25 protein-coding genes, 1 tRNA gene and 1 riboswitch are annotated in these 24,180 nt (G+C 65.7%); of the genes, 15 read left to right on the plus strand and 11 right to left on the minus strand.

Annotated elements, in window-relative coordinates; all coding sequences use genetic code 11:
- Positions 1–50 precede the first annotated feature (50 nt).
- From AC27GT_RS12100 to AC27GT_RS12130, 7 genes are read left to right on the plus strand one after another with little or no spacing between them, the layout of a single operon-like run.
- Positions 51–695 (plus strand): radical SAM protein, encoded by a 645-nt coding sequence (locus AC27GT_RS12100; RefSeq protein WP_487224208.1) that lies wholly within the window; start codon positions 51–53, stop codon positions 693–695.
- Between the two features lie 10 nt (positions 696–705).
- On the plus strand, positions 706–1,458 hold the full coding sequence (locus tag AC27GT_RS12105; protein ID WP_015717245.1) for an ABC transporter: 753 nt from the start codon (positions 706–708) through the stop codon (positions 1,456–1,458).
- An 8-nt stretch (positions 1,459–1,466) separates the two neighbouring features.
- Positions 1,467–2,228: a hypothetical protein gene (locus AC27GT_RS12110; RefSeq protein ID WP_015717244.1), complete on the plus strand. Its 762-nt coding sequence runs from the start codon at positions 1,467–1,469 to the stop codon at positions 2,226–2,228.
- Complete coding sequence (locus tag AC27GT_RS12115) at positions 2,228–3,139, plus strand: ABC transporter ATP-binding protein (RefSeq protein ID WP_015717243.1); 912 nt, start codon at positions 2,228–2,230, stop codon at positions 3,137–3,139. Before AC27GT_RS12110 ends, AC27GT_RS12115 begins: the two co-directional genes overlap by 1 nt.
- Before the next feature lie 20 nt (positions 3,140–3,159).
- Positions 3,160–4,278, plus strand: a complete 1,119-nt coding sequence (locus AC27GT_RS12120; protein WP_487224209.1) for a pyridoxal phosphate-dependent aminotransferase — start codon at positions 3,160–3,162, stop codon at positions 4,276–4,278.
- Positions 4,275–5,315: a pyruvate dehydrogenase (acetyl-transferring) E1 component subunit alpha gene (pdhA, locus tag AC27GT_RS12125; protein ID WP_038030601.1), complete on the plus strand. Its 1,041-nt coding sequence runs from the start codon at positions 4,275–4,277 to the stop codon at positions 5,313–5,315. Before AC27GT_RS12120 ends, pdhA begins: the two co-directional genes overlap by 4 nt.
- Positions 5,309–6,304, plus strand: a complete 996-nt coding sequence (locus tag AC27GT_RS12130; RefSeq protein ID WP_015717240.1) for an alpha-ketoacid dehydrogenase subunit beta — start codon at positions 5,309–5,311, stop codon at positions 6,302–6,304. Before pdhA ends, AC27GT_RS12130 begins: the two co-directional genes overlap by 7 nt.
- Before the next feature lie 63 nt (positions 6,305–6,367).
- Here the strand turns inward: AC27GT_RS12130 and AC27GT_RS12135 are convergent, their stop codons facing one another.
- A complete protein-coding gene (locus AC27GT_RS12135) occupies positions 6,368–6,823 on the minus strand; it encodes a DCC1-like thiol-disulfide oxidoreductase family protein (protein ID WP_049775627.1) in 456 nt (151 codons plus the stop codon).
- Between the two features lie 96 nt (positions 6,824–6,919).
- Here AC27GT_RS12135 and hemL point away from each other — a divergent pair, with 96 nt between their 5' ends.
- Both hemL and mnmE read left to right on the plus strand, forming a co-directional pair.
- Positions 6,920–8,194 (plus strand): glutamate-1-semialdehyde 2,1-aminomutase, encoded by a 1,275-nt coding sequence (gene hemL / locus AC27GT_RS12140; RefSeq protein ID WP_487224210.1) that lies wholly within the window; start codon positions 6,920–6,922, stop codon positions 8,192–8,194.
- A gap of 3 nt (positions 8,195–8,197) precedes the next feature.
- Positions 8,198–9,496, plus strand: coding sequence for a tRNA uridine-5-carboxymethylaminomethyl(34) synthesis GTPase MnmE (gene mnmE / locus AC27GT_RS12145; protein ID WP_487224211.1), 1,299 nt, complete (start codon positions 8,198–8,200; stop codon positions 9,494–9,496).
- 9 nt (positions 9,497–9,505) lie between these two features.
- Here mnmE and metX read toward each other — a convergent pair whose 3' ends face one another.
- Positions 9,506–10,648, minus strand: coding sequence for a homoserine O-acetyltransferase MetX (gene metX, locus AC27GT_RS12150; protein WP_015717237.1), 1,143 nt, complete (start codon positions 10,646–10,648; stop codon positions 9,506–9,508).
- A complete protein-coding gene (locus tag AC27GT_RS12155; RefSeq protein ID WP_038032458.1) occupies positions 10,645–11,910 on the minus strand; it encodes an O-acetylhomoserine aminocarboxypropyltransferase/cysteine synthase family protein in 1,266 nt (421 codons plus the stop codon). The genes metX and AC27GT_RS12155 overlap by 4 nt, the downstream gene beginning before the upstream one ends.
- A 130-nt stretch (positions 11,911–12,040) precedes the next feature.
- A riboswitch (SAM riboswitch) is annotated at positions 12,041–12,177 on the minus strand.
- 116 nt (positions 12,178–12,293) lie between these two features.
- Between AC27GT_RS12155 and AC27GT_RS12160 the strand changes: the two genes are divergently transcribed.
- The 5 genes from AC27GT_RS12160 (at position 12,294) to AC27GT_RS12180 (ending at position 16,525) form a co-directional block, all read left to right on the plus strand.
- A tRNA-Pro gene (locus AC27GT_RS12160) sits at positions 12,294–12,370 on the plus strand.
- 40 nt (positions 12,371–12,410) lie between these two features.
- Complete coding sequence (locus AC27GT_RS12165) at positions 12,411–13,901, plus strand: PhoU domain-containing protein (RefSeq protein ID WP_487224212.1); 1,491 nt, start codon at positions 12,411–12,413, stop codon at positions 13,899–13,901.
- Between the two features lie 10 nt (positions 13,902–13,911).
- A complete protein-coding gene (locus tag AC27GT_RS12170; protein ID WP_126206982.1) occupies positions 13,912–14,427 on the plus strand; it encodes an RsmD family RNA methyltransferase in 516 nt (171 codons plus the stop codon).
- Positions 14,428–14,913 (plus strand): pantetheine-phosphate adenylyltransferase, encoded by a 486-nt coding sequence (gene coaD, locus AC27GT_RS12175; RefSeq protein ID WP_038032456.1) that lies wholly within the window; start codon positions 14,428–14,430, stop codon positions 14,911–14,913. It begins immediately after the preceding gene.
- 19 nt (positions 14,914–14,932) lie between these two features.
- On the plus strand, positions 14,933–16,525 hold the full coding sequence (locus AC27GT_RS12180; RefSeq protein ID WP_487224213.1) for an aldehyde dehydrogenase family protein: 1,593 nt from the start codon (positions 14,933–14,935) through the stop codon (positions 16,523–16,525).
- A gap of 31 nt (positions 16,526–16,556) precedes the next feature.
- Here AC27GT_RS12180 and aroH read toward each other — a convergent pair whose 3' ends face one another.
- Positions 16,557–16,925 carry a chorismate mutase gene (aroH, locus tag AC27GT_RS12185; RefSeq protein ID WP_015717231.1) on the minus strand — a complete coding sequence of 123 codons (369 nt, stop codon included), beginning with the start codon at positions 16,923–16,925 and terminating at the stop codon, positions 16,557–16,559.
- Positions 16,926–16,993: 68 nt separating this feature from the next.
- Between aroH and AC27GT_RS12190 the strand changes: the two genes are divergently transcribed.
- Positions 16,994–17,647, plus strand: coding sequence for a PIG-L deacetylase family protein (locus AC27GT_RS12190; protein WP_038069391.1), 654 nt, complete (start codon positions 16,994–16,996; stop codon positions 17,645–17,647).
- On the opposite strand, the gene AC27GT_RS12195 is transcribed toward AC27GT_RS12190, so the two are convergent.
- Genes AC27GT_RS12195 through AC27GT_RS12225 form a run of 7 tightly spaced genes read right to left on the minus strand, consistent with a single transcriptional unit; the run spans position 17,535 to position 24,166 of the window.
- On the minus strand, positions 17,535–18,911 hold the full coding sequence (locus AC27GT_RS12195; RefSeq protein ID WP_487224214.1) for a chloride channel protein: 1,377 nt from the start codon (positions 18,909–18,911) through the stop codon (positions 17,535–17,537). The genes AC27GT_RS12190 and AC27GT_RS12195 overlap by 113 nt on opposite strands.
- On the minus strand, positions 18,911–20,020 hold the full coding sequence (locus AC27GT_RS12200) for an amidohydrolase family protein (RefSeq protein ID WP_487224215.1): 1,110 nt from the start codon (positions 20,018–20,020) through the stop codon (positions 18,911–18,913). The genes AC27GT_RS12195 and AC27GT_RS12200 overlap by 1 nt, the downstream gene beginning before the upstream one ends.
- The gene (locus AC27GT_RS12205) at positions 20,001–20,783 is read right to left on the minus strand and encodes a GNAT family N-acetyltransferase (protein ID WP_026328914.1); all 783 of its coding nucleotides are present in this window, start codon (positions 20,781–20,783) and stop codon (positions 20,001–20,003) included. The genes AC27GT_RS12200 and AC27GT_RS12205 overlap by 20 nt, the downstream gene beginning before the upstream one ends.
- The gene (gene menC, locus AC27GT_RS12210; protein ID WP_487224216.1) at positions 20,756–21,865 is read right to left on the minus strand and encodes an o-succinylbenzoate synthase; all 1,110 of its coding nucleotides are present in this window, start codon (positions 21,863–21,865) and stop codon (positions 20,756–20,758) included. Before menC ends, AC27GT_RS12205 begins: the two co-directional genes overlap by 28 nt.
- Entirely contained in the window at positions 21,856–23,124 is a 1,269-nt protein-coding gene (serS, locus tag AC27GT_RS12215) for a serine--tRNA ligase (RefSeq protein ID WP_487224217.1), read from the minus strand. Before serS ends, menC begins: the two co-directional genes overlap by 10 nt.
- Before the next feature lie 2 nt (positions 23,125–23,126).
- Positions 23,127–23,396, minus strand: coding sequence for an Asp-tRNA(Asn)/Glu-tRNA(Gln) amidotransferase subunit GatC (gatC, locus tag AC27GT_RS12220; RefSeq protein ID WP_487224218.1), 270 nt, complete (start codon positions 23,394–23,396; stop codon positions 23,127–23,129).
- A gap of 26 nt (positions 23,397–23,422) precedes the next feature.
- Positions 23,423–24,166 (minus strand): DUF554 domain-containing protein, encoded by a 744-nt coding sequence (locus AC27GT_RS12225; RefSeq protein WP_487224219.1) that lies wholly within the window; start codon positions 24,164–24,166, stop codon positions 23,423–23,425.
- Positions 24,167–24,180: the final 14 nt, after the last annotated feature.

Genomic DNA, 24,180 nt, shown 5'->3' on the forward strand with positions numbered 1-24,180 from the left:
CCTTGCTACCTTAAGGCCAGCCTGAGGATGGCCGAGAGGGGTGAAAGGGCATGCAAGACGGGATGTTGCAGCTACTCGTGGTGAACCTCCATGAACCCGCCCAGGCACCAGCCCGGGGAGGGGCAGCCTATAAGCCGAGCCGCTTCAACCACTTCCACACCCTGCTCACGGGCGAGAAGCTCGCCTTCAACTCCCTCTCCGGTGGCCTGGCCGTCTTGGATTCAGAAGGATGGGCGCGCTACACGGCCCTGGTCAAGGGGGAGCCCTTGGACCCCAAGAACCCTGTAGACCAGGGGCTCGTGGAAGGCCGCTTCGTCGTTCCCGAGAACTTTGACGAGCTGGCCTACCTTAAGACCCTCCACCTGCGGCAGCGCTACACCACGGAGGCCTGGAGCCTAACGATCTGTCCCACCATAGACTGCAACTTCGGCTGCGACTACTGCTTCCAGCGGCACCGGGTGAGCCGCATGACCGAAGCGGTTCAGGCCAAGCTCCTGGAGGTCTTCGCTCAAAAAGCCCCCCGCCTCAGCAAGTTCTTCGTCACCTGGTTTGGCGGTGAGCCCACCCTGGCCTGGGATGTCGTCCAGAGGCTATCCCAGGGGTTCTTGGAGGTAGCCGAGAGGAACCGCGTGGAGTACAGCGTGAGCCTCACTACCAGGTGCCAAGAAACTTCCTGCTGCCATCCACATCTTTAGCGAGGTCTGCATGCTCTGGCCGCTTTGGAGCGAGTTCCTGCTCTCTTGGGCCCGAACCCGGCGTTACTGGTTCAACACGCTGGCAAACCTGGGGGGGAGCCTCCTCTACTTCTACGCAATCCTTTTGGGCTTTAGCCGGCTTACCCCCGAGGAGGCCCGCTTCTTGGACCCAGGCCCCCTGCTTCTGGTCTTCACGGCCTTCAACCTCACCTTGTTCACCTTCCAGTCCATCGCCTACACGGTCCAGGGCGAGGCGCAACTGGGGACCCTGGAACACATGGCCCTGGCCCGGGGAGGCCTCCTGCGCCAGCTCCTCCTTCGGGCCCTGGTGCAAAGCCTATTCGGGGTTCTCTGGAGCCTTTTGGTCCTCCTACCCTTGGCCTTGGCCTTCGGCGTGACCCTAGGCCCCCTGGCCCGCTGGCCTTTGGGGTTCTTGCCCCTTTTCCTGGCCGCCTTGGGCTTCGGCCTCCTCATGGGGGCCACTGCCTTGTACTTCAAGCAGGTGGACGAGTTTTTCACCATCGTCCAGTTCCTCTTCCTGCCCTACTTCTTTTATCTGGTCCGGTTTGAGCCCTGGATGGCCCACCTGCCCTTCGCCCCCGGGGTGCACCTCCTGCGGCTTAGCCTCTCAGGGGCGGAGGCGCCTTGGGGCCTGTTGGGCCTGGCCCTCTTTCAAGGGCTCCTCCTCTTCGCCCTGGGGCTTTGGGCCATGGCCTACATGTACCGCCTGGTGCGCAGGCGGGGTATATTGGGGAGGTTCTAGGAGGTGTGATGCTCTGCTGGCAACTCTGGAGCGAGTTTCTCCTGGAGTGGAACCTGACCAGGCGCTACTGGTTTGACACCCTGGCGGGGCTTTTGGCCTCCATCCTCTTCTTCTACTCCATGGTCCTCGGCCTGGAGAACCTGACCCCCGAGGGGCTGGCGAGCCTAGGTCTGGACCTGGGCCCCCTCCTCCTGGTCTTCGCCGCCTTCAACCTGGTGGTGGGCACCTTTCAGTCCATCGCCTATTCCGTCCAGTCCGAGGCCGCCTTAGGCACCCTGGAGCATCTGGGCCTGGCCCGGGGAGGGCTTCTCCGACAGCTCCTCCTGCGCGCCCTCGTACGGGGACTTCAGGGCATCACCACAAGCGCTCTTGTCCTCCTTCCCCTCGCCCTTCTCCTCGGGGTGCGGCTCGCCCCCGCCCCCTGGTGGCCTTTGAGCCTTTTGCTTCTCTACCTCGCCGCCCTAGGCTTCGCTCTGGGCATGGGGGCCCTCGCCCTTCACTTCAAGCGGGTGGAGGGCTTCTTCACCATCGTCCAGTTCCTTTTCCTGCCCTACTTCTTCTCCCTGGTTCGCTTCGCTCCCTGGATGACCCCCCTCCCCTTTGCCCCAGGGACGCAGCTCCTGAAGCTCGCCCTCACCGGGGAGGGGGCGTTCCCCGGGCTTCTCCTCCTCGCCTTCGTGCAGGCCCTCCTCTTTCTCGGGGCGGGGCTTTTCGCCATGGCCTGGGTCTACGCGGCGGTGCGGCGGAGGGGCCTATTAGGGAGGTACTGATGCGGCTTTTGGTGCAGAACGTCCACAAGCGCTTCGGCAAGCTGGAGGCCCTCAAGGGGGTGAGCCTGGAGCTTGGGGCCGGGGAGATCCTGGGCCTTTTGGGCCCCAACGGGGCGGGCAAGACCACCCTCATCAAGGTCGTCCTCGGCCTCCTCCTCCCCGACGCGGGAGAGGTGGTCCTGGAAGAGGGCGGGGCGCGGCGCAGGCCCCAGGGCCACGAGTTCGGCGTCCTCCTGGAGGGAAGCCGCAACCTCTACGTCAACCTGAGCCTCCTGGTGAACGCCCTCTACTTCGGGGGCATCCGGGGGCTTCCCCCAAAGGAAGTCCGCCCCCGGTTTGAGGCCTGGCTGGAGCGCTTCGGCCTAAAGGACCGCCTCCACGCCCCCCTCGCCTCCCTCTCCCGGGGCATGCAGCAGAAGGCGGCCTTGGCCCTGGCCCTGGCCCTCAAGCCCCGCTTCCTCCTCCTGGACGAGCCTACCCTGGGCCTGGACCCCGTGAGCCGGAGGGAGTTTGAGGGGATCCTCCTGGAGCTTAAGAAGGAGGGCTGGGGTATCCTCCTCACCTCCCACGACCTCGAGGTGGTGGAGCGGGTGAGCGACCGGGTGGCCTTCCTCCACCGGGGGGAGGTGCGGCGGCAGGGCCCCACCCGGGCCCTCCTCCGGGACTGGGCCGGGGAGGGGTACCGGGTGCGCCTCGCCGAGCCCAAGGCGGAGGCCCTCCTCAAGGCCCTGGGCCCCGGCTGGAGTGCGGAAGGCCCCGAGGTCCTCTTCTTCCTGGGGCCGTGGGAGGCGCTGCGGGAGGTCTTGGGAACCCTCCCCGTGGAAGTGTTGGAGGTCTCCCGGGGGACGCCGAGCCTCGAGGCCCTCTTCCTCCACCTCTTCGGGGAGGCCCGCCCTTCCCCCAGCGCATAACTTTGCGCTACCCTATCCCCATGCGCCTCCACCCCCGCACCGAGGCGGCCAAGGAGAGCATCTTCCCCAGGATGAGCCAGCTCGCTCAGCGCCTTGGGGCGGTAAACCTGGGCCAGGGCTTTCCCTCCAACCCTCCTCCGGCCTTTCTCCTCGAGGCGGTGCGGCGGGCCCTGGGCCGCTACGACCAGTACGCTCCCCCCGCCGGGTTTCCCCCCTTGCGGGAGGCCCTAGCCGAGGAGTTCGGGGTGGAGCCGGAGGCGGTGGTGGTGACCTCAGGGGCCACGGAGGCCCTCTATGTCCTCCTCCAGAGCTTGGTGGGGCCGGGGGAGGAGGTGGTGGTCCTGGAGCCCTTCTTCGACGTGTACCTGCCCGATGCCTTCCTGGCCGGGGCCGAGGCCAGGCTGGTGCGGCTTGAACTTGGGGAAAAGGGCTTCCGTCTGGACCTCTTTGCCTTGGAGAAAGCCATCACCCCCCGCACCCGCCTACTTCTGGTCAACGCCCCCATGAACCCCACGGGCTTGGTCTTCCGCGAGGAGGAGCTAAGGGCCCTGGCAACCTTGGCCCAAAGGCACGACCTCTTCCTGGTTTCCGACGAAGTGTACGACGAGCTTTACTTTGGGCAGAGGCCAAGACGCCTGAGGGAGTTCGCTCCCGAGCGCACCTTTACCGTGGGGAGTGCGGGGAAGCGCCTCGAGGCCACCGGCTACCGGGTGGGCTGGATTGTGGGCCCCAAGGCCTTCATGCCCGCCCTGGCGGGGATGCGCCAGTGGACCAGCTTCTCCGCTCCAAGCCCCCTGCAGGCGGGGGTGGCGGAGGCCTTGAGGCTGGCCCGGAAAGAGGGGTTTTACGAGGCCTTGCGGGAAGGCTACCGGAAGAGGCGGGACCTGCTCCTTTCCGGGCTCAGGTCCATGGGCCTCAAGGCTTACGAGCCTGAGGGTACCTACTTCCTCATGGCCGAGCTTCCCGGCTTTGATGCCTTCCAGCTGGTGGAAGCAGCCAGGGTGGCCTTGATTCCCGCCAGCGCCTTCTACCGGGAAGACCCTCCTCCTGGGCTTTTCCGCTTTGCCTTCTGCAAGAGCGAGGAGGAGATCTCCCTGGCCCTGGACCGCCTGGCCGCCGTGGTAAACTCCCCTGCGTGAAACCCAAGGTGGTCCAGTACCTGGATAGAGGAGAGCTTCCCCTTAAGGAGGGGGAAGCCCTTGCCCTCTACCGGGCCATGCGCCGGGCCCGGTTTTTCGACGAGAAGGCCCTCCTTCTTCAGCGCCAGGGGCGGCTTGGGGTCTATGCCCCCTTTATGGGCCAGGAGGCGGCCCAGGTGGGGGTGGCCCTGGCCTTGGGGGAGAGGGACTGGGTGGTGCCCAGCTACCGGGAGTCCGCCCTGCTCCTGGCCCGGGGGCTTCCCATCCACGTCCTGATCCTTTACTGGCGGGCCCACCCCGCAGGCTGGCGCTTTCCCGAGGAGGTACGGGCGGTGAATCCCTATATCCCCATCGCCACCCAGATTCCCCAGGCGGTGGGTCTGGCCCTGGCGGGCCGGTACCGGGGGGAGGACTGGGTAGTGGCCACCTCCATCGGGGATGGCGGGACCAGCGAAGGGGATTTCCACGAGGGGCTTAACTTTGCCGCGGTTTTTGATGCCCCGGTCCTCTTCCTGGTGCAGAACAACGGCTACGCCATCAGCGTGCCCCGGAGCCGGCAAATGCGGGTGGACTTCATCGCCAGGAGGGCGGAGGGGTATGGGATTCCCGGGGTGGTGGTGGACGGCAACGACGCCGTGGCCGTTTACCTGGAGGCCAGGAAGGCGGTGGAACGGGCACGGAAGGGGGAGGGCCCCACCCTCCTCGAGGCCCTCACCTACCGCCTGGCCCCCCACACCACCTCCGACGACCCGAGCCGCTACCGCACGCGGGAGGAGGAGGAAGCCTGGCGCTCCAAGGATCCCATCCTGCGCCTCCGCAAGGCCCTGGAGGCGGCGGGGCTTTGGGATGGGGATGCGGAGGAGGTTCTTTTGAGGGAGCTGGAGGAGGAGTTTGCTCGGGAGCTGGCCTTGGCCGACCAGGCTCCCGAGCCCAGCCCTGAGAGGATTGTGGAGCACGTCTACAAGGAAATGGGTCCTGACCAGAAGCGGGCCTGGGAGGCCTTGAGGCAAGGGAAGCACGTGGAGGAGCTATGGTAGCGGAAAAGGCCAGGGTGCTGAACCTGGTCCAGGCCATCAACGAGGCCCTGGACCTGGCCTTGGCTCGGGACGAGCGGGTTTTGGTCTTCGGGGAGGACGTGGGACGGCTTGGGGGGGTGTTCCGGGTTACGGAGGGCCTCCAGGCCAGATACGGCGAGGGCCGGGTGTTCGATACCCCCCTGGCGGAAAGCGGCATCCTGGGCCTGGCCATTGGCCTCGCCATGGGAGGGATGCGACCTGTGGCGGAGATCCAGTTCGCTGGTTTTCTCTACCCAGCCCTGGACCAGATCCTTTCCCACCTGGGCCGCTGGCGCCATCGTTCCCGGGGGCGGGTGGGTCTCCCTGTGGTGGTGCGGGCTCCTTATGGGGGAGGGGTGCACACTCCCGAACAGCATGCGGACTCCCCTGAAGCCCTTTTGGCGCATGCCCCTGGGGTTAAGGTGGTGATTCCCTCGAGCCCTGAAAGGGCCAAGGGCCTCCTCCTCGCCGCCATAGAGGACGAGGACCCCGTCTTCTTCCTGGAGGCCATCAAGCTTTACCGGGGAGCCCGGGCCGCGGTGCCTGAGGGCTACTATACCCTCCCCTTGGGCAGGGCCCGGGTGGTGCGGGAAGGGAAGCATGCCACCCTGATCGGCTACGGGGGCATGGTGGAGGTGATGCTGGAGGCGGCGGAAGTAGCGGCTCGGGAGGGTGTGGAGGTCATGGTGGTGGACCTGGAAACCCTGGTCCCTTTGGACGAGGACACCCTTCTGGAAGCCGTTCGGGAAACCGGCCGGGCGGTGGTGGTCTACGAGGCCATGCGCACCGGAGGATTTGGGGCCGAGATCGCCGCCCGGATCGCCGAGGGGGCTATCGACCACCTCCAGGCTCCTGTGGTGCGGGTGGCGGGGTACGATGCCCCCTATCCTCCCTTCAGCGCCATCGAGCACCACTATCGCCCCAACGCTCGCCGGGTGCTGGCGGCCTTAAGGCGGGTGCTCACCTACTAGGGCGGTCCAGTTCAAGAGGCTTGGGCGCGGCTGGGGAGTCGACGAGCCAGGGGGGTAGTGCCCTTATTCGAGGGGAAACCGCGTGTCCTTTGGGGTGCACGCTCCACCCTTACATCCTCTGTCTGGGATAAGTGTTCGGTTTTCCGCAAGCCAGCGGTACACCTTAGGCCCGAGGCCGGTTAACTTGAGGAGGGCAAGCGCAGGCAGGAAAGGCCAGAGGGGAGGAAGGAATTTGGCCAGCAAGACGAGGGCGTCGAAGCCTCGGGCAACCTCATGTTTCTCCCCTGCTTGCCATACCACGTGGATTTCTCGATCTAGGGCTTGGGATGTGAGGCCGAAGCCTTCGAAGCCTGAGTCTTTGCGGTACGAGGTAACCTGGCAGAGGCCAAGAAGGTCCAGGCGCAGGATTAAGTGCCCTGCTCTGGTGCAGAGAGGGCAGCTGCCGTCTATGTAGACGAGGAGCCTAGGAGTACGGGCCTTTTCGACCCCGAAAAGGCCATCTTTGCCCCGCATGCTCATAAGGAACCTTACCACGTAGGTTCAGGGGCTGGGCATCCTTTGGTTACATGGCCGGGGGGTTTGGCCACGGCTTTCCACTGGCGTAAAGTGAAGGGTATGGAGAGGCCCATTTCCGAGCGGCTTTTTTCCGAGGCGCAAGCCCACATCCCGGGCGGGGTTTCCAGCCCTGTTAGGGCCTTCAAGGCGGTGGGGGGTACCCCTCCCTTCCTGGTGCGGGGGGAGGGAGCCTACGTGTGGGATGCCGATGGGAACCGGTACGTGGACTACGTGCTGAGCTGGGGGCCCTTGATTCTGGGCCACGCCCACCCGGAGGTGGTCAGGAGGGTGAAGGAGGTGGCGGAGCAGGGCCTGACCTTCGGGGCTCCCCATCCCCTCGAGGCGGAGCTGGCCAAGGCGGTGAAGCGGGCCTACCCCCAGGTGGAGCTGGTGCGTTTCGTGAACTCGGGGACCGAGGCCACCATGAGCGCCTTGCGCCTGGCCAGGGGATATACAGGGAGAAAGTATATCGTCAAGTTCCGGGGCAACTACCACGGGCATGCGGATGGCCTTTTGGTGGAGGCGGGAAGCGGAGCCCTCACCTTAGGCGTGCCCAGCAGCGCCGGGGTGCCCGAGGAGTACGCCGGCCTTACCCTGGTCCTGGAGTACAACGATCCCGAGGGGCTTAGGGAGCTTCTTAGGGCACGGGGTGAGGAGATCGCCGCCATCATCTTTGAGCCGGTGGTGGGCAACGCCGGGGTCCTTATCCCCACGGAGGAGTTCCTCAAGGCCTTGCACCAGGCCCGGGAGTACGGAATCCTCCTCATCGCCGACGAGGTGATGACGGGCTTTCGCCTGGCCTTCGGTGGGGCCACGGAGCGGCTCGGGCTTAGGCCCGATCTCATCACCCTGGGCAAAATCCTGGGAGGCGGCCTTCCCGCCGCCGCCTACGGGGGCAGGCGGGAGATCATGGAGAAGGTGGCCCCCTTGGGACCCGTCTACCAAGCGGGAACCCTTTCGGGGAATCCCCTGGCCATGGCCGCGGGCCTGGCTACCCTGGAGATCCTGGAGAGAAATCCCGGCTACTACGGGTACCTGGAAACCCTGGGGGCCAGGCTGGAGGCAGGGCTCAAGGAGGTGCTTTCCCAAAAGGGTCTTCCCCACACGGTAAACCGCCTGGGCTCCATGATCACGGTTTTCTTCACCGAAGGGCCCGTGGCCACCTTCCAGGAGGCCAGGCGCACGGATACGGAGCTCTTCAAGCGCTTCTTCCACGGCCTGTTGGACCGGGGGGTGTACTGGCCGCCCTCCAACTTTGAGGCGGCCTTTCTGTCCGTGGCGCATAAGGAGGAGGATGTGGCCCTTACCCTCGAGGCCCTGGAGAAAGCCCTTTAGCCCATGACCCTTAAGGAACCCATCTGTGCCATCGCCACCCCCTTGGGCAAGGGGGCCATCGGGGTGGTGCGGCTTTCCGGGGAGGGGGCCCTGGAGGTGGCAAGCCGGGTGTGGCGGGGAAAGGACCCCAGGAAGCTAAAAGGGGGGCGCTTTACCCTGGGGGAGGTGGTGGACCCGGAAACCGGGGAGGTGTTGGACCAAGCCCTGCTTTTGGTCTTCCGAGCCCCCAGGTCCTACACGGGGGAGGATGCCTGCGAGTTCCACACCCATGGCTCGATGGCGGTGCTGAGGAGGGTCCTGGAGGCCCTGGTGAAGGCGGGAGCCCGGGTGGCCGGTCCTGGGGAGTTCACCTTCCGGGCCTACATGAACGGGAAGCTGGACCTGGCGCAGGCGGAGGCGGTTTTGGCCCTGGTGGAGGCGGAAGGGGACCTAGCCCGCCGCCAGGCCTTGAGGAGCCTCGAGGGGAGCTTCTCCCGGAAAATCGCCGCCTTGGAGGATAGGCTTCTTTCCCTTCTTGCCCACATCCAGGCCCTTCTGGACTATCCCGAGGAGGGGGTGGAGCCCCTCGAGGCTAGACGAGTGATTGGGGAGGTGCTGGAGGAGGTGGAGGCCCTCCTTGCCCAGGCAAGGTCCTCCCGCCTGGCCCAACGGGGGGCCCGCCTGGCCTTGATCGGAGCTCCCAATGCGGGCAAAAGCTCGCTTCTAAACGCCCTTCTGGGCTACGAGCGGGCCTTGGTTTCCCCCATCCCCGGCACCACCCGGGACTACCTGGAAGCGCCTTTGGAGCTCTTCGGCATCCCCCTGGTGGCGGTGGACACAGCGGGCATTCGGGACACCTTGGATCCCCTGGAGCGGGCAGGGGTGGAAAGAGCTTTAAGAATTGCTGAGGAAGCCGATCTCGTGCTCTACGTGGCCGACCGCTCGGCTCCCAGGCCTTCCCTTCCTCCCTTACCCCCAAGGACCTTGAAGGTGGCCACCAAGGCGGACCTACCTCCCCTTTGGGAGGATGCGGAGTTTATCCCGGTGTCCAGCGTGACGGGGGAGGGATTAGGCCAGCTTAAGGAGGCCATCCGGGAGGCGTTTTTGGGCAGGGGGGGAGGGGAGTACCTCCTGAGCGAGCGGCAGATCGAGGCCCTTCATCAGGCCAGGGAGAGGCTTTTGGAGGCGAAAAACCTCCCGGAGGACCTTATGGGATTGGCCCTCGAGGAGGCCCTCAAGGCCCTGGCTTCCTTGAGGGGCAGGAAGGAGGTTTCCGAGGAGGTGGTGGCCCGGGTTTTCCAGAATTTCTGCGTGGGGAAGTAGCCAGGCCCCTCAGGGCAGGAAGGAATCCAGGATGGCCTCCACCTGGTCGGTTTCGATCAGGAAGGCGTCGTGGCCATGGGGGCTACGGATCTCCCGGTACCTTCCTCCGCTTAAGCGGGCCACCTGCCGCACCTCCTCGGCGGGGTAGAGGAGGTCGGTGTCTATGCCCACGAAGAGGGAGGGCAGGTTTTTTAGCCGCTTCAGGGCTTCCTCCACCCCACCCCTTCCCCGGCCCACATCGTGGGTATCCATGGCCCGGGAGAGAACCAGATAGCTTTCCGCATGGAAGCGCTTAAGGAACTTCTCCCCCTGGTAGTCCAGGTAGGTTTCCCCCTTTTCGGGCTCCTGGCCCCAGCGGGTTTCAAAGCCCTTGGGTGCCCGGTAGCTCATCATGGCGATGCCCCGGGCCAGGGCCATGCCCTTGGGGGCAGGATGACCGGCATGGTACTCAGGGTCTAGGAGGATAGCCTGGCGGCTTAGATGGTTGAAGGCCCGGGCCCAGGGGCCATGCCTTGCGGGAGCGGCCAGGACCACCAGTTTCTTCACCCTTTCCGGGTACATGAGGGCGAACTCCAGGGCCACCATGCCGCCCAAGCTTCCCCCGATCACGATGGCCTTCTCCACCCCCAGGTGGTCCAAAAGCCTTGCCTGGACCCGGGCCAGGTCACGGATGGTAAGGAGGGGAAACTCCTTGGCGTAGGGCCTTCCCGTGCGGGGGTCTAGGGAGAGGGGTCCGGTGGAGCCATAGCAGCTTCCCAGGTGGTTGGCGGAGATCACGTAGTAGAGAGCAGGGTCCAGGATCCGCCCGGGGCCCACCAGGGCATCCCACCACCCTTGGGGGCCGAAGGCCTTCTCCAGGGGGGAGAGGCTTTGGAAGGTGGCCTCGTCGTAGGTGCCTGCCAGGTGGGCGCTTCCCGTGAGGGCGTGGAAGACCAAGACCGCGTTGTCCCTGAGCCGGGAAAGCCGGCCGTAGGTTTCAAACCGCAGGCGCACCTCGGGCAGGAAGCCCCCAAGCTCGGTGTAAAACCCTTCCCGCCTGGGGAAGAGCACGGCGGTGCGGGGCCTGGGAGGGGGGATGGAAAGGGGGGAGCGGGGAGGCTTGAGGATGAGGGCCTCGTGCTCCCCCCAGGTTTCCAGGGCGATCTCGCTCATGCCAGGGCCTCCCTAAGCTCCGCTTTCAAGTCGTCCACATGCTCGAGGCCCACGCTCAAGCGCACCATCTCCGGCAAAACCCCCGCCAGGACCTGCTCCTCCGGGGAGAGCTGGGAGTGGGTGGTGGAGGCGGGGTGGATGGCCAGGGTCCGGGTATCCCCCACGTTGGCCAGGTGGGAGATGAGCTTAAGGCGGGAGATGAAGCGCTTGGCGGCCTCGTACCCTCCCTTCAGGCCAAAGGTGAGGACAGCTCCCGGTTTCCCCCGGAAGTACTTCTGGGCGCGGGCGTGGTGGGGATGCTGGGGGAGGCCCGGGTAGTTCACCCAGGCCACCTGGGGTTGCTCCGCAAGCCAGTGGGCCAGGTGGAGGGTGTTTTCCACGTGGCGCTCCGCCCGTAGGGAAAGGGTTTCCATGCCGAGAAGCACCACCCAGGCCTCAAAGGGCCCCAGGGCCTGTCCCTGGTCCCGAAGCCCATCCACCCGGGCCTTCACGATGAAGGCCAGGTCCCCAAAGGCCTCCACCAACCTGAGGCCGTGGTACCCGGGCTGAGGCTCGGTGAGGAGGGGGTAGCGGCCGTTGTCCCAGGGGAAGTTCCCCCCGTCCACTATGCCCCCGGCGATCACCGCCCCGTGCCCTCCCACCCACTTGGTGAGGGAATGGGTTACCACCGCCGCTCCCCATTCCAGGGGCCTAAGGAGGTAGCCCCCCATGCCGAAGGTGTTGTCCACGAAAAGGGCTACCCCCACTTCCCGGGCGGCTTGGGCCAGGGCCTCGAGGTCCGGGATGTTCAGGGCGGGGTTGCCGATGGACTCCACCCACCAGGCCCGGGTTTTCCCGTCGGTGAGGGCTAAGAACTCCTCGGGGCGCTCTTCCCTGGAGGTGAAGCGCACCTCTATTCCAAGCCGCTTCAGGGTTACCTTGAACTGGTTGAAGGTGCCCCCGTACAGGTTCGGAGTGGAAACGATGTTGTCCCCCGCCTGGGCCAGGGTGGTGAGGGCCAGGAACTGGGCGGCGTGGCCCGAAGAGGTGGCCAGCGCAGCCTTGCCCCCCTCGAGGGCCGCCAGACGCCGTTCCAGCACCTCCACCGTGGGGTTCATAATGCGGCTATAGATGTTCCCGAACTCCTTCAAGGCGAAGAGGTTGGCGGCGTGCTCGGGACTCTGGAAAAGGTAGCTGGTGGTGGGGTAGATGGGCACCTGGCGGCTTAAGGTGGTGGGCTCGGGCTCGTAGCCAGCGTGGAGCTGCAAGGTTTCAAAGCGCATCCTTGGCCTCCTTTCCAAGAACCCGCCTGGGGCGCTTGGGAAGGGGCCAATAAGAAGGCCCCTTCTGGCGGGAAGTGCAAGGGCACCGTTCTCTCGCCTAGAAGGGGTTGGGCGTGGCGCTTACCCCCCTCTCTTATCGTCCCCGGGCGTTTCCCCCACCCGGGCCGGCCTTGGCACCAGCCCCACCCGCATCCGGCCATGAAACGGAAGGGATGGGAGGTTGCCGCGGTTTCACAGGGCCGTACCCTCCACCGCTCTGGATAAGAGAACGGGCTGGTTTTCGCCGCGCCCCGGCGCGGTTAAGGGTCAGTGTAGGGGCTTGGGGCTTGGCCGTCAACACCCTTTGACCTTTTGGCCCTCCTCCCCTATACTGAACTCCGCTACGGGGAGTAGCGCAGCCCGGTAGCGCACCTCGTTCGGGACGAGGGGGTCGCTGGTTCAAATCCAGTCTCCCCGACCAGAAGGCCGGCCCACGGGCCGGCTTTTCGTATACTCCTCCCGTGGGCTTTCTGGCGGGCCTTGCCCTCTTGCTTTTGGGGTTGCACCTGATCGGGGAAGGGCTTTCCTCGGTAAAGGGGAAAAGGTACCTGCTGGCCCGGGCCTTTTCCAGGCCGGGGAGCCTTCTGCTTTCGGGTCTTCTCCTGGGGCTTCTTTCGGGTAGCGGCACCGGCCTTTCCCTCCTGGCCCTGGGGCTTTTGGAAGGGGGGATCTTCTCCCTGGGGCAGGCCGCCCTCCTTTCCCTGGCCGCCACCGCCGGGGCCGGCGCCTGGGTGGGGGTGGTGGCCCTGGCGCAAAGGGAGGTGGCCGAGGTCCTGCTGGCTCTGGGCCTTCCTCTTTTCCTCTTCCGGGGAAGCCGAAGCGGCGGGTTGGTTCTTTTGGGCTTGGGCCTTCTTTTCCTGGGCTTTTTGGAGATGGGCCAGGGGGCCAAGGCTTTTGCGCCCCTTTTGAGCCTGCTTAATCCAGGTCCATGGGCCCTGTACCTGGTGGGGATCGTCCTGGCCTTTTTCCTGGGAACCGCCAACGGGGTAGCGGCCTTGGCCCTTGCCTTTATGCCCTTTTTGGGACAGGAGGGGAGCATGGCCTTGACCCTGGGGGCGGGGGTGGGGGTTTCGGGAGCCCTTTTTCTGGCGGCCTTGGGGGGCAGGCGGGAGGGATGGGCTTTGGGGGTGGCCCTTTTGGGGCATCGCTTTCTCTTTTCCCTGCCCTTTTTGCTTCTGCTTGGGCCGCTTGGGAGCGTGGGGGTGGTGGGGCTCCACCTCCTAAGCCACCTGGCCTACGCCATAGCCTTTCTTCCCCTCCAGGGGCGTTACCTGCGCCTTACCGAAGGTCTCTTTCCCCGCCGCACCGTAAGCCCCAAGTACCTTTCCCCCGAGGCTTTGGAAACCCCTAGCCTGGCCTACGCCCTGGTGCAGCGGGAGCTTGGCCGGGTGGCGGATGCCGTGCGGAACATGCTGGCGCGGGCGGTGCGGATCCTGGCCCAGGAGGAAGGGGGCGAGGCGGAGCTCGAGGCGCTGGAGGACAAGGTGGACCGGCTTACCCGGGAGGTGGTCCTCTATACCGCCGAGCTTTCCACCCGCACCCAGGAGGAACGGGCGGTGCGGTTCTTCGTGGCGGCCAGTGAGCTTGAGCACCTCGGGGACCTGGTGCGCCGGGTGGTGCGCCAGGCGGCGAAGCTTTGGGCCCAGGGCCTGACCTTTAGCCCGGAAGGCAAGGAGGACCTCCTGGAGGCGGGAAGGTTGGTGCTGGGCCGCCTCGAGCGCATGGCGGCCGCCTTGGCCACGGGGGACAAGGCCCTGGCGGAAGGGGTTTTGTCCGAGGAAAGGGAGGTGGCGGCCTTTCTGGATCGCCTGCGCCGGGCCCACCTGAGCCGTTTGGAAAGCGGCCGGGCGGAAAGCCGGGCCACCACCTTGGCCCACCTGGACCTCCTCATCACCCTGGAGGAGGTTTCCAGCGGGGTGGACAGGCTTTGCCGCCTGGTCCTGGAGCTTTAAGCTAGGAAGCGTGGTGAGGATTCTGGGCGGCAAGGCCAAGGGGGTGCCCTTGAAGGTGCCGGCTTCGGCCAGGCCCTCCCCCGTGCGCCTGCGGAAGGCGCTTTTTGACTACCTGCGCTTGCGCTACCCCAAGCGGGGCCGGTTCCTGGACCTCTATGCGGGGAGCGGGGCGGTGGGCCTCGAGGCGGCCAGCGAGGGCTTTGAGGCCACCCTGGTGGAGAAGGACCAGGAAGCGGTGGCCCTCCTTAAGGAAAACCTCCGCCGCACGGGGCTTCGGGCCCGGATCGTTCCCCTTCCCGTGGAGGTCTTCCTGCCGGAGGCCAAGGCCCGGGGCGAACGCTACACGGTGGCCTTCATGGCCCCGCCCTATCCCCTGGACCTGGTCCAGGCCTTCCAGGCCCTCCTGGAAAGCGACCTGGTGGAGAAGGGAGGCCTTTACATCCTGCAGCACCCTAAGGACCTGCACCTGCCCTTCGGGGAGCGGCGGGTTTACGGGGAAAACGCCCTCACCCTGGTGGAGGCTTAGATGCACGTGGTCTATCCCGGAAGCTTTGATCCCCTTACCAACGGCCATTTGGACGTGATCCAGCGGGCAAGCCGCCTCTTTGACCGGGTTACGGTGGCGGTGCTGGAAAACCCCAACAAGCGGGGGCAGTACCTCTTTACCGCCGAGGAGCGCCTCAACATCGTGCGGGAGGCCACCGCCCACCTGCCCAACGTGGAGGCCCGCACCTTTTCCGGCCTTCTGGTGGATTTCGTGAGGCAGGTGGGGGCCCAGGCCATCGTCAAGGGCCTGAGGGCGGTTTCCGACTACGAGTACGAGCTCCAGATGGCCCACCTGAACCGCCAGCTTTTGCCGGGCTTGGAAACCCTCTTCATCCTGGCCGCCACCCGGTACTCCTTTGTGTCCAGCACCATGGTCAAGGAGATCGCCCGCTACGGGGGGGATGTGTCCAAGCTGGTGCCCCCGGCCACCCTTAGGGCCCTCAAGTCCAAGTTCGGCCAGGGGTAAAATCCCCTTGGAGGTTGTCATGAAGGCTTTTTCCAGCAAGTACGGGAACACCCTGGAGTTCGGTCACCTCATCGGGGGGGAGGAGGTCTTTGAAGGGAGGGTCCTGGAGAGGCGGAATCCCTCGGACCTCGAGGACCTGGTGGCCCGTTTTCCCGAGGGCACCAAGGAAACCCTGAGGAAAGCCGCCCTAAAGGCGCGGGAGGCCTTCAAGGAGTGGAGCCAGACCCCTGCGCCCGTGCGGGGGCAGGTGCTTTTCAACCTGGCCAAGATCCTGGAACGGGAGAAGCCCACCCTGACCCGGCTGATGGTCAGGGAGGTGGGGAAGACCTTCAAGGAGGCGGGGGGAGATGTCCAGGAGGCCATAGACACCGCCATATTCTTTGCCTCCGAGGGCCGGAGGCTTTACGGCCAGACCGTTCCCAGCGAGATGCGGAACAAGGAGCTCTTCACCTTCCGCAGGCCTTTGGGGGTGGTGGGGATGATCACTGCCGGGAACTTCCCCATCGCCGTGCCCAGCTGGAAGCTGATCCCTGCGGTCCTTGCGGGCAACACCGTGGTCTGGAAGCCTTCCGATGACTCCCCGGTTCTTTCCTATATCTTCGTTAAGCTCTTTGAGGAGGCGGGCCTCCCTCCCGGGGTCATCAACGTGGTCTTTGGAGGGGGGAAGGACTCCACGGGCCAGTGGCTGGTGGAACTCATGGACGAGGGTGTCCTCAACAAGTTCGCCTTCACCGGCAGCACCAAGGTGGGGCGCTGGATCGGGGAGGTGGCGGGGCGGAACCTGATCCGGCCCACCTTGGAGCTTGGGGGAAAGAACCCCCTGGTGGTGATGCGGGATGCCGATCTGGATTTGGCGGTGGAAGGGGCCTGGTGGAGCGCCTTTGCCACCGGGGGACAGCGGTGCACCTCGGCGGGGAACATCCTGGTGGATGCCCCCATCTACGAGGAGTTCAAGAAGCGCTTCCTGGAAAGGACCGAGGCCACGGTGGTGGGAAACCCTCTTCTCCACCTCGAGGTCACCTACGGCCCCTTCATCAACGAGCGCCTGTTCCAGCGCTGGCTGGAACACTACACCTGGGGGCAGGAGGATGGGGCTACCTTGCTCTTTGGCAAGGGGCGGATCACCCGGCAAAACCCCTACCCCCGCTTCCAGGGCGACCCCGAGGCGGGTCTTTACGGCTGGCCCACGGTCTGGGAGGCCAGGCCCGACATGCGCCAGTTCGCCGAGGAGATCTTCGGCCCCACCATCAACCTGGTTAAGGTGGACGGCATCGAGGAGGCCATCGAGGTGGCCAACGCTACACCCTACGGCCTATCCAGCGCCATTTACACCAACCACCGCCACTGGGCGTACCTCTTCAAGGTGGGCATCCGGGCGGGGATGACCAGCATCAACAACACCACCGTGGGCGCCGAGGCCCACCTGCCCTTCGGTGGGGTAAAGGCCAGCGGCAACGGGGCCCGGGAATCCGGGATTTGGGTCATAGAGGAGTACACCTACTGGCATGCGGTGAACGAGGAGTACTCGGGCCGCCTCCAGCTGGCCCAGATGGATACCGGCTACGTGAGCCCCAAGGCCCTTACCCCCTGGGCCGAGGTCCTGGGTTTCTAGCGCGGACTCGTTTCGCTCAAAAGGGGTAGCATCACTGGGCGCTTTCCAGGTCGGGCCTCAGGCGCACCGCATCCCTAAGGTACACGTGGCGCACCTGGTCCTGGGGTGTGTCGGTGTTCCAAAGGGCCAGGACCCGGATCACCCGGGGCAGGCTTCCCGGCACCGGCACCTCCCGGGCGGACAGCAGGGGAACCCGGTGCATGCCTATCTGGCGGGCGGCCTCGGCGGGAAAGGCCGAATGTAGGTCCTCCGTAACCGTGAAGATGATGGCTGCCAGCTCCTCGTGGCTTTGGATGCCGTTTGCCTCCAGCATCTTAAGGAGAAGCTCCCGCGTGGCTTGATGGATGGCCTCCGGCGTATCCTCCTCCACGGTGATGGCACCCCTGATGCCCCGGACCATAGTTGGGCTCCATGCTAAGGGGTTTAGGCCGTTGGCACAAGACGGGTAGACTGGGAGTTGTGAATCTGATGGCGGTGTTCGCCCATCCCGATGACGAGATCGGGGCTTCAGGCACCCTGGCCCTCCACGCCCGGCGGGGGGACCGGGTGCTTTTGGTCTGGATGACCAAGGGGGAGTTGGCGAGCCAGTTCGGGGAGCTGGAAGAGGACAGGGTGGCCGAGATACGGGAGGGGCACGGGGCCCATGTGGCCCGGTTGATCGGGGCCGAGTACCGTTTTCTACCCTTTCGCGATACCTTTCTCACCGGGGGCAGGGAGGAAGCCCTGGCCTTGGCTCGGTTGATGGCCGAGTTTCGGCCGGATGCCGTGATCACCTGGGATCCCCTGGACGTCCACCCTGACCACCGGGCCACCCATCAGGCGGTCCTTTCCGCCTTAAAGTTTTGCCGCATACCCAAACTCGTGGGGGAGGCGCACCGGAAGCCGGTACGGCTTTACCACTATCCCAGGAAGGAGCTTGTGAGACCGTGGCTTTACGTGGATACCACCGCCACCCAAGAGGTGGCCGAGGCGGTGTTTGCCTTTTACCAGGAGTTCTACCGCTGGCCCTTTACCCTGGAGGAGTTTCGCGCCCGCCGGCGGCTTCGGGGTCGGGAGACGGGGGTTCCCTTTGCGGAGGCGTTTCAGACGGACTCCCCTCCGGCGTGGCCTGCTCTTCCCTAACGCCTTCCGCAGGATTGTAGGCAGGGGTGAGCACGTAGGCTAAGAGCACTGCGGGAAGGACCAGGGGCAAGGTGGCGTACCCGCCCCACTCCGCTGCCAGAACGGTGGCCGCGAAGGGAGCGCGGGCTACCCCCGCCAGCACCGCCACACCCCCGGCCAGGGCCAGGGTTTCAGGAGGAAGGGCCAGCGGGCCCGGCAGATGGGCCAGGAAAGCTCCCAAGAGCCCTCCCAGGACCAGGGCAGGGGTGTAGGGGCCCCCGTAGGCCCTTATCCCGCTGGCCAGGAGGAGAAGGAGGAGCTTGGCGAAAAGGAGGGACAGCACGGCTAGGGGGGGCAGAAGGGGAGTGGTGGCCACGGCTACCCAGCCCAGGCCACTCCCCAAGGCTTCGGGCAGAATGAGGAGGGCCAGGGCCAAGGCCAGGCCCAAAAGGGCATGGCGCCAGGGGTAGGGAAGAGGGCGGATGCGGCCTTCCAGAAAGCGCGAACCTTCCACCCAAAGGGTGGCCAGGGCAGCGGCCACCAGCCCTACCAGGGCGCCGGCGGGGAGGGCACCCATATCCACCTGGGCCTGGAAGGTTAGAAGGGGAGTGTAGCCGTAGAAGGCCCCGTAGACGGCAAAACCCGCCAAGGCCCCGATCAAGGCTGGGGTAAGGGCCCGGGCCTCGAGGAGCAGGCTCCGGTAAAGAATCTCCGTGGCTAGGAGGGCTCCGGCCACGGGAGCGTGCAGGCTGGCTCCAAGCCCGGCGGCGAGCCCGGCAAAGGCGAGCCCCCCACCCAGTCGAGGAAAGCGCCGGTCCAGCCCCCGGCCCAGCCAAAGCCCCAGCACCCCAAAGGGACCCTCGCGCCCCATGGGGGAGTAGAGGGAAAGCTGGAGTATCCCTCCCAACACGGCCCGCAGGTGGGAGGAGGGGGGGCTTGGCCGGTCCTCCCGGGCCTGGAGAAGAAAGGCGGCAAGCCCCTGGCCGGTTCCCAGGAAGCTGGTGAGGGCGAAGAGGAGGGGCAGGAGGAAGGCAAGGGGCCAGAAAGAAGGTCCGGTGAAGGCCTGGGCCAGGCCTCCTTCCCCGGGGGGTTCGGGGGCCAGGTACCCGAAGAAAAGGCCCAAGGCCTCGGTCAAGGCTCTAAGCAAGGCGTTCAGAAAGGCCAGGAGGAGCCCGGCCAAGGCTCCGGTGAAGGCGCTATAGAGGATGAGGGGTCCCGTATGCCGGACCTCCTGGTCCCAGAGGGAGGGGAAGCTGAGCTGGGGGCCGCGGCCCAAGGGGCGCATCAGAGGGAGTGTACCAGACTGGCGGGGCTTCCCCGGGTCAGGCGGGGGGCGGGGAGGCCCAGGGCCCGGTACCCTCCCCGGGTCAGGGCCCGGATGAGAAGCCGGGGATCCACCTTCTCCCAGAGGAAAAGGGCCTCGTTTTTCACGTCCAGGTCTGGGCTGCTGGCCCGGGAGTCCGTGCCCAGGGCCAGCTCCACCCCATGGCGGGCGTAGAGGTGGATGGGAGCCTCCCCCACCTCCAGGTAAGCGTTGGACCGGGGGCAGAGGATGACCTTGGTGCCGGAATCCGCCAGCATCCTCACCTCTTCCTCGTCCGCCTGTACCCCGTGGACCAAAAGGGTGTTGGGGCCCAAGGCGCCAAGGGCCTGAAGGTAGCGGATGGGGGTTAGGCCCGGGGGTTCAAAGGGGGTTCGGCTGAAGCGTCCGTGGATTTGGGTTAAAAAACCCTCTCCTTTTTGCAGGAAGGCTACTTCTTCCTGGCTTTCCCCTGCGTGGATCATGAGGGGAAGGCCCTCGGCCCTGGCGTACTGGGCGAGCCGCCGCAACAGGGGTGCGCTCACCGAGTAGGGGGCATGGGGGGAAAGCCCCACCCTCACCCGTCCTTCCAGGCGCCGCCAGGCCTTGACCTTAGCCTGGACCTGCTGGAACACTTCCTCGGCGTCCTCGGGATCCGGGGCGAAGACCTCGTAGAAGGCCACCCCCGGCAGGGGGCTTTCCCGAAGCAGGAACTCCATGACCTCATCCTTGAACACCACGTCGGCGAAGGCCCCTGCCCCGGAGCCCAGGAGTTCCTCCAGGCCCTGCTTTGCCGCCTCGAGGCCCCGCTTTTCCCGATGGGCCACCACATGGGGGATGAAGCCGGAAAAGGGACCCCGGTAAAGGGGGTGTAGGGAAAGATCCAGGTGGGTGTGGGCGTTCACCGGGGGTGGGAAGAGGGCCTTTCCCTTGTGGACCACTTCCGCCTGGGGGAAGCGCGCCCGAAGCTCCTCCAGGCTTCCCTGGCCCACCACGGTGGGTCCCTGGACCGCTATGGCCCCCCGGAGCATGGGGGTGCCGAAACCCGTGTAGACCACCTCGGCGGTCCAGAGCTCAGTCCTTAGCCAGAACATAGCGGTTGGGGTTTCGGGCGAAGTCCACGGCCCGGTAGCCCTGGGCGAAGTAGTGGCCTAGGACCAGGCGGCTATGTTCCCGCCACGCCAGCGCCAGGGCTGGGTCTTCCCGCAGGATCCTTCCCCAGTCCTCGGGGATTTGGAAAAGGAGACGGGGGCCCTCGAGGTCCAAGAAGGCCTCCACGGGCTTTTCCGCCTCCACCCGGTTGGTCTGGGGCAACCCCTCCAGCAGGGGTTCGGGTGGCGGGGTGTAGATGCGGGCGTAGACCCTTTCCGAAAGGAGTTCCCACTCCGCCAGAAGCCGGTCCGAGGGGGCCCCGGCGTTGATGCCCGTCATGGGGCCGTAGTGGTCGGGAAGGTAGGTCTTGGCGGTGGCCCCGAGCTTCCTCAGGTTGAAGTTGGCGTTTACCCCCCGTAAGGGGTCGAAGGTCCAGACCACCTTCTTTATTCCCCGGGCCAGGCACCAGTCCCGCTGGAAGCGTTTTAGCCAAAGCGCGGCCCCCGTGCCCCGGTAGGCTTCCAGAACCCCCAGCATATGGGAGTGCTGCAGGGTGGGGTCTTGGGTGGGGAAGCCAAAGACGAAGCCCACCATCCGCCCTTCCACGAAGGCTCCCGCCACCAGGCCCCCTTCATCCTGAACCGCAATGAGAAGGCCCCTTGGCACCAGATCGCTTTCCGCACGGCCCCAGACCTCCCGCTGGAGCTCCACCACGGCCTCCATCTCCTCAGGGCCCTTTAGCTCGCGGACATGTACCTCTGCCATAGGGTGATCCGCTCCACCAAAGGAAGCTTCAGGTGCACGCCGATACCTGGACCCTCGGGCACGGGCATAAGGCCTTCCTCCGCCTCGAGGGCCTCCTCCACGATGTCCTCCTCCCAGTAGCGGCTGGCCGAGCTCACGTCCCCGGGCTTGGTGAAGGCAGGCAGGGTGGCCAGGTGAAGGTTGTGGGCCCGGCCCACCCCAGCCTCCAGCATTCCTCCCATCCAAAGGGGAATCCCGGCGCTTTGGGCCAGGGCGTGGACTTTGAGGCTTTCCCCATGGCCCCCAAGCCGGGCCGGCTTGATGTTGAACACCCTTCCCGCCATGAGCTCCATGGCCTTTCTCGCCTTTTCCGCGGAGGTGAGGCTTTCGTCCAGGCAGATGGGGGTGGCGATCTCCCGTTGAAGCCGGGCGTGGTCCAGGAGGTCATCGTAGCCCAGGGGTTGCTCGATGTAATCCAGGAAGAGCTCGTCCAGCCGTTTCAGCCGGGGAAAGTCGGAGAGGCGGTAGGCGCTGTTGGCGTCGGCGGTTAGGGTGGCTTCCGGGAAGGCCTGGCGCACGGCTTTCAGCACCTGGTAGTCCCAGCCCGGCTTGATCTTGAGCTTGATGCGCCGGTACCCCTCGGAAAGGTGCCGTTCCACTGCCTTCAGGGTGTCCGCCACTGTGGGCTGGATGCCCAGGGAGACGCCTACCTCCACCGCCTGCCGCACCCCGCCCAGGACCTGCCAAAGAGGCTTCCCCAGGCCCTTGGCAAAGAGGTCCCAAAAGGCCATCTCCAGGACCGCCTTGGCCATGGGGTTTCCCCGGAAAGGGGCGAGGGCCTGGCTTAGGGCCTCAGGGTTGGGAAAGTCCTTTCCCAGAACCTGGGGCAGGAAGACCTCCTCCAGGAGGTAGCGGGCGCTGGCCACGGTCTCCTCCCGGTAGAGGGGGAGCTTCTCCATCACCCCTTCCCCTAGGCCCTCGAGGCCCTCTCCGAAAAGCCTCAGGAGGAGGATGGTCCGCTTGGTTTGCACCCCGAAGCTGGTTTCAAACCGGAACTTCAGGGGTAGCTCCAGGATCCTAAGCTCTGCAGCTTCTAGACGCATGGCTCCAGCACCTCCTTGCCCAGGTAGGGGATAAGGGCCTCGGGTACCCTCACCCGTCCATCGGGAAGCTGATGGTTTTCCAAAAGCATCACCAGGATCCTGGGGGTGGCCAAAGCCGTGTTGTTCAGGGTGTAGGCGTACTGCACCCTGCCCTCCTTGTCCCGGTAGCGGAGGTCTGCCCTCCGGGCCTGCCAGTCCAGAAGGGCCGAGCAGGAGTGGGTTTCCCGGTACCGCCCCTCCGAGGGGACCCAGACCTCCAGGTCCACCTGCCGCCACTTCCCCGGACCCATGTCCCCTGTGGAGACCTCCAGCAGGCGGTAGGGAAGTTCCAGGAGGCCGAGGATTTCCTCGGCGTTTTGCAAAAGCTCCTGGAAGGCTTGGTCCGAGGCCTCGAGGCTCGCCTCGGTGAGCACGTACTGCTCCACCTTGTGGAACTGGTGCACCCGCATGAGGCCCCGCACGTCCTTGCCGAAGCTGCCCGCTTCCGAGCGGAAGGCGGGAGCGTAGCCGGCGTACCGCTTGGGAAGCTCTTCCTGTTGCAAAATCTCCCCGCTATGAAGGGCGTTTAAGACCACCTCGGCGGTGCCCGTGAGGTAGAGGTCCGTGCCGGCGATGGGCCAGACCTGGTCCCTGGCGGCCGGGAAGTGCCCGGTGCCGATGAAGGCCTTCTCCCTGGCGTAGGAGGGAAGGGTCAGGGGAGTGTAGCCCTTTCGCACCATGAAGTCCATAGCGAAGCGGATGAGGGCCAGCTCATAGAGGGCCAGGTCCCCCCTCAAGGCGTAGGTGCGGCTTCCCGAAACCTGGCTGATCCTGGGTTCCCACCAACCGTTTTTCTCCAGGAGGCTCACGTGGTCCAGGGGAGGGAAGGAAAACTCCGGTGGGGTTCCCACCCGCCTGATCTCCACGTTGGCGGAGTCATCAGGGCCCACCGGAGCCCCTGGCCAGGGGGGAAGGGGTACCTTAAGGAGAAGTTCCCAGAGCTGGGCTTCCTTCTCCCGCAGGGCTTCCTCCACCCTCTTGGCCTCCTCCGCCAGGGCCTTGCCCCGGGCCACCAGGTCGGGCCTCGCCTCAGGGGGTGCCTTGGGGACCTCCTTGGCGATGCGGTTGCGCTCGGTCTGAAGCTCCTGGAGCCGGGCCTTTAAGCCCTGTACCTCGGCGTCCAGGGCCAGAAGGGCATCCAGATCCAGGGCCACCCCCTTTAGGCGGATGGCTTCCCGATAGACCTCGGGGTTGCGGCGGAGATGCTTGAGGTCCACCATGGCTACTCCAGCACCTTGGGCACCTGGAAAAACCCCTCTTCAGCCTCGGGGGCTACCTTTAGGGCTTCTTCCTGGGAAAGGGAAGGAAGGGGCTCATCCTCCCTGAGGCGGCCTTGGGCTTCCTCCTCCCAGGCTTCCCCCACCTGGGGAAGGGCGTCCACGAACTCCAGGATCCGCTTGAGGTCCGTTAGCAGCAAGGCTTCCTCCTCGGGGGAAAGCCGGATTTTGGCAAGGCTTTCCAGCTTGCGCAGAAGCTCCGGGGATAGCTCCATGCCCCGCATTTTACCCTCGGGAAGCCCTACGAAAGCCAGTTGGCCAAAGCCCAGACCAAGGGGGCCAGGAGGAGGGCGGGAAGAAAGGAGCCCACCCGCACCTTGGTGAGGCCCAGGAGGTTGATCCCCACCCCCAGGACCATAAGCCCTCCCACCCCGGTCACCAGGAGGACCCGGGGGTCCTGGGCGGGGTCGGGGAGAACCTGGCTCAGGGTACCGGCCAGCAGGGCGATACCCCCTTGGTAACTGAGGATGACCAGCACGCTAAACCCAACGCCAATGCCGAAGGAGCTGGTGAGGGCGATGGCGGAAAGGCCGTCCAGGGTGGCCTTAAGAAGAAGGATGCTGGGATCCCCGGTGAGGCCGTTTTGGATGGAGCCGAGAAGGGTCATGGGGCCCACGCAAAAGAGAAGGCTTGCGGCCACGAAGCCCTCGGTGAAGCTTCCCCCGCCCCTTACGGCCCGCTTGATCTTCTCTCCGATGCCCTCGAGGGCCTCTTCAATCCGCCACCACTCCCCAAGAAGCCCTCCCAGCACCAGGGCGATGAGCCCCAGGACCACCCCGTCTATGGCTCCACCCTTGGCTTTCCCCAGGGCGCCGGCCATGGAGAACCCGATAAAAAGGGTGGTGAGTCCCACCCCCTGGACCATGATGCGGGCCATGCGTTCGGGGAGCCGGCCCCGAAGCATGAGGCCAAGCCCTGTGCCCAGGGTCACGGTGGCGGCGTTGGCCAGGGTTCCCGAGAGCTTGTCCAGAAGGCTGAGCTCCATGGGGGCTATTCTAC

The organism is Thermus sp. KWY1 (assembly GCF_057547025.1).

Bases quoted from the DNA above. Each gene is read 5' to 3' on its own strand.
- AC27GT_RS12100 (WP_487224208.1), top strand. From the start codon at position 51: ATGCAAGACGGGATGTTGCAGCTACTCGTGGTGAACCTCCATGAACCC.
- AC27GT_RS12105 (WP_015717245.1), top strand. From the start codon at position 706: ATGCTCTGGCCGCTTTGGAGCGAGTTCCTGCTCTCTTGGGCCCGAACC.
- AC27GT_RS12110 (WP_015717244.1), top strand. From the start codon at position 1,467: ATGCTCTGCTGGCAACTCTGGAGCGAGTTTCTCCTGGAGTGGAACCTG.
- AC27GT_RS12115 (WP_015717243.1), top strand. From the start codon at position 2,228: ATGCGGCTTTTGGTGCAGAACGTCCACAAGCGCTTCGGCAAGCTGGAG.
- AC27GT_RS12120 (WP_487224209.1), top strand. From the start codon at position 3,160: ATGCGCCTCCACCCCCGCACCGAGGCGGCCAAGGAGAGCATCTTCCCC.
- AC27GT_RS12130 (WP_015717240.1), top strand. From the start codon at position 5,309: ATGGTAGCGGAAAAGGCCAGGGTGCTGAACCTGGTCCAGGCCATCAAC.
- AC27GT_RS12135 (WP_049775627.1), bottom strand. From the start codon at position 6,823: ATGAGCATGCGGGGCAAAGATGGCCTTTTCGGGGTCGAAAAGGCCCGT.
- hemL (WP_487224210.1), top strand. From the start codon at position 6,920: ATGGAGAGGCCCATTTCCGAGCGGCTTTTTTCCGAGGCGCAAGCCCAC.
- mnmE (WP_487224211.1), top strand. From the start codon at position 8,198: ATGACCCTTAAGGAACCCATCTGTGCCATCGCCACCCCCTTGGGCAAG.
- metX (WP_015717237.1), bottom strand. From the start codon at position 10,648: ATGAGCGAGATCGCCCTGGAAACCTGGGGGGAGCACGAGGCCCTCATC.
- AC27GT_RS12155 (WP_038032458.1), bottom strand. From the start codon at position 11,910: ATGCGCTTTGAAACCTTGCAGCTCCACGCTGGCTACGAGCCCGAGCCC.
- coaD (WP_038032456.1), top strand. From the start codon at position 14,428: ATGCACGTGGTCTATCCCGGAAGCTTTGATCCCCTTACCAACGGCCAT.
- AC27GT_RS12180 (WP_487224213.1), top strand. From the start codon at position 14,933: ATGAAGGCTTTTTCCAGCAAGTACGGGAACACCCTGGAGTTCGGTCAC.
- aroH (WP_015717231.1), bottom strand. From the start codon at position 16,925: ATGGTCCGGGGCATCAGGGGTGCCATCACCGTGGAGGAGGATACGCCG.
- AC27GT_RS12190 (WP_038069391.1), top strand. From the start codon at position 16,994: ATGGCGGTGTTCGCCCATCCCGATGACGAGATCGGGGCTTCAGGCACC.
- AC27GT_RS12195 (WP_487224214.1), bottom strand. From the start codon at position 18,911: ATGCGCCCCTTGGGCCGCGGCCCCCAGCTCAGCTTCCCCTCCCTCTGG.
- AC27GT_RS12200 (WP_487224215.1), bottom strand. From the start codon at position 20,020: ATGTTCTGGCTAAGGACTGAGCTCTGGACCGCCGAGGTGGTCTACACG.
- AC27GT_RS12205 (WP_026328914.1), bottom strand. From the start codon at position 20,783: ATGGCAGAGGTACATGTCCGCGAGCTAAAGGGCCCTGAGGAGATGGAG.
- menC (WP_487224216.1), bottom strand. From the start codon at position 21,865: ATGCGTCTAGAAGCTGCAGAGCTTAGGATCCTGGAGCTACCCCTGAAG.
- serS (WP_487224217.1), bottom strand. From the start codon at position 23,124: ATGGTGGACCTCAAGCATCTCCGCCGCAACCCCGAGGTCTATCGGGAA.
- gatC (WP_487224218.1), bottom strand. From the start codon at position 23,396: ATGGAGCTATCCCCGGAGCTTCTGCGCAAGCTGGAAAGCCTTGCCAAA.
- AC27GT_RS12225 (WP_487224219.1), bottom strand. From the start codon at position 24,166: ATGGAGCTCAGCCTTCTGGACAAGCTCTCGGGAACCCTGGCCAACGCC.